The organism is Thiocystis minor (assembly GCF_016653465.1).
GTDB lineage: Bacteria > Pseudomonadota > Gammaproteobacteria > Chromatiales > Chromatiaceae > Chromatium > Chromatium minus.
The window spans coordinates 1-2,538 of sequence record NZ_NHSQ01000076.1; the positions used below are offsets into that span (position 1 = coordinate 1).

2 protein-coding genes are annotated in these 2,538 nt (G+C 62.7%); both read left to right on the forward strand.

What is annotated here, in order from left to right; translation table 11 throughout:
- Nucleotides 1-156 precede the first annotated feature (156 nt).
- Nucleotides 157-1,758: an FN3 associated domain-containing protein gene (locus CCR95_RS10270; RefSeq protein WP_242523172.1), complete on the forward strand. Its 1,602-nt coding sequence runs from the start codon at nucleotides 157-159 to the stop codon at nucleotides 1,756-1,758.
- 23 nt (nucleotides 1,759-1,781) lie between these two features.
- Nucleotides 1,782-2,402: an anti-phage-associated DUF3780 domain-containing protein gene (locus CCR95_RS10275; protein ID WP_201094086.1), complete on the forward strand. Its 621-nt coding sequence runs from the start codon at nucleotides 1,782-1,784 to the stop codon at nucleotides 2,400-2,402.
- Nucleotides 2,403-2,538: the final 136 nt, after the last annotated feature.

Below are 2,538 nucleotides of genomic sequence, written 5' to 3' on the forward strand. Positions count from 1 at the left end.
GCTTGTTACGTTCGATCCGGGGATCTTCCAGGGACGCAAAATGCTCAAGAAGGCTGGCTGACATGAGAAACTCCGATAGTCGTTTCTCGCGATCATCCGTCAACTACCCGAAAAACGGAATGTTTAAGCGCGCTCGCCCTGGCCCTGATCAATCGTTTGACCGGGCTGTTCCAGGTCCAGAGCAAAACCAGGGCGGCGTATCAGGAAGTCCAGATCATGCCGCGTCTGGACGATGTGCGCCTGTCCGGTGCCCGCATCCTCTTGGTGGTGCAGCCGGATGGGCGCACCCCACCGGAGGCCATCCGCGATTTCTTCGTGTTCCAGCAGGAGAAGAACAATCTCCTGGTCCTGTCCGGACACGACAGCCATTTCGCCAACGAGGTCGAGGCACGGCTGCGGGAGCTGTACGCGGTCGAGAAAATCCAGGCCAAGCTTAAGTCGGGCGATACCCTGTACGACGAGGCCCGCGACAAACTCGAAGAGTTGTCCGAACGCTTCACCAAGGCGGTCTCGGGCGCCTACAACCGGTTGTTTTTCCCCGGCGGCGATGGCGAGTTGGTCATGGCCACCATCGATAACGGTCTGAGCTTTGGCGCGGGCGAACATTCCGCCGAGTCACAGATCGAGAAACTCCTGGCCAGCGCCCGCTGCGACAACAAGCTCGCCCTGGACATGCTCGACGAGCTGCCGAACTACTGGGCGATGGCCGAGACCTACCTCTGGCCGGGTAAGGACCGCCGCGTCCCCTGGCGTGATCTGGTCATGCGCGCCAAGACCGATCCCACCTGGCCCTGGATGCCCGGCGCACGGGGGCTGGAGCTGCTGCGTGACGAGGCGCTCAAGCAAGGCCGTTGGCGCCAGACGCCGGAGGGGCACATCGAGAAGGGGCCTTTCCCCGTCGAAAAGACCTCGGTGAACGTCACACCGCTCGGAACGAACCGCGAGTCTGGCGAGACCAGTCTGTCGCTTACCCCGCGCAACGCCGGCGACAGCCCTCGAATCCATGTCGCCCGAACCGCCGCGGTATCGGATCAGGATCAGCAGATCCAGGATCTGGAAGACTATCGCACCACCGAGGCGACCCTGTACTTTCTCGCGGTCGACACCACAGGCAAGTACCAGGTCGGAGAGCCGACCCGCTGGACGGCGGACCTCACCGTCCGCCACGAGATCCACCGGATCGCCGACACCCGCAAGGTGGAACTGCGCTGCACCCCCGCCGCCGAACTGCGCTACACCCTGGACGGCACCAACGCCAGGGAGGGAACGCGCTACAGCCAACCCTTTGCGGTCCCGGCCAAGGGTTGTACGATCCTGATCGCGGCGCAGGCCGGGGAAGTGGAGAAAAGCGCGAGGATCCAGATCCCGTCGGAGGGTGACGACCGCGTCATCATCGACCCGCGCAAACCGGCGCGGCTCGCAGAGACCAAACGGGTCTCGATTGACACCACGGACAAGGCGTTCAGCTTCATTCAACGCTTCAAGGATCGCCCCGATACCCTGCTGCGCGGGGTGCAGATCCTGCTGGGCGAGGGCGAAAACGCCGTTCAGATCCGTTTCAACGAGCGTGCCTTGACCGCCGCCGCCATCGAGATGGCCATCCTCGGTATCCGTCAGGCGCTCGGCGAGGAACAGGCCGCGGTCCAGGTGCTGATCCGGGGTGGCATCCGCTTCGGCGATGGTTTCGCGCTCCAGGAGTTCTCCGAGCTGGCCGGTGTCGAACTCCTGCCGGGCGACGTGATTCAGGAAACCGATTAGCTGGCTACGGCCAGACTCATGTCATGTCCAAAACCAAGCCGAAACAGACCGCTTACGCCCACCGCACCCTGGGCTTCGGCGTCCCCGCGACCTCCGATCCGCATCATTTCGTGGTGCGGATTCCGCGCGGCAACGCCTCGGCGGTGCTGATCCTTGAGCATCTCGGCATGGGCTCCGAGAACGCCCGCGAGCAGGTCATCGACCGCGTGTTGTTGGAACGTCAGCGCTGGACGGCGATCCGCGCGGAGGTGCAGCGGGCCTTTAATGCCCGGCTCAAGGAGCACCACCTGGCGACCGGTACCTGGAAAGTCGGCGATACACCGCTGGATCGCCTGCTGGGCAAGGAGTTGTGCGTGCTGGCCTGGGCCATTGAGCATCTTGAACCAGAAAAAATCGGCGTCGCTGTGCGCAACTGGCTCGCGCTGCGCCCGGAAGAACGCTGGTGGCTGTTCGGCATGACCGCCATTGCCACCGGCGGTCTCCAGGATGGCGACAAGGGCTGGCGGATCGCGTTGCGCTATGCGCTCGGCGACGTGGCCCAGAACGCCATGCTGAAAACCCGCTACCTGACGGACAAGGTCGGGCAACCGGGACAGACATTGCCCTTGTTTGACGCGGTCGGCGATGCGTTGGACGCGATTTAATCCGACTGACTAGCAGCCTGTCGGACTTGAGCGTTCGGATTGGCTGAAAAAGACAATCAAGAGGCTATTTTCCTCGAAAATAGCCTTTTTTCGGCCAAAAAGGCATTTTTCCTACGAATTTCCCTTACTGCAGGCG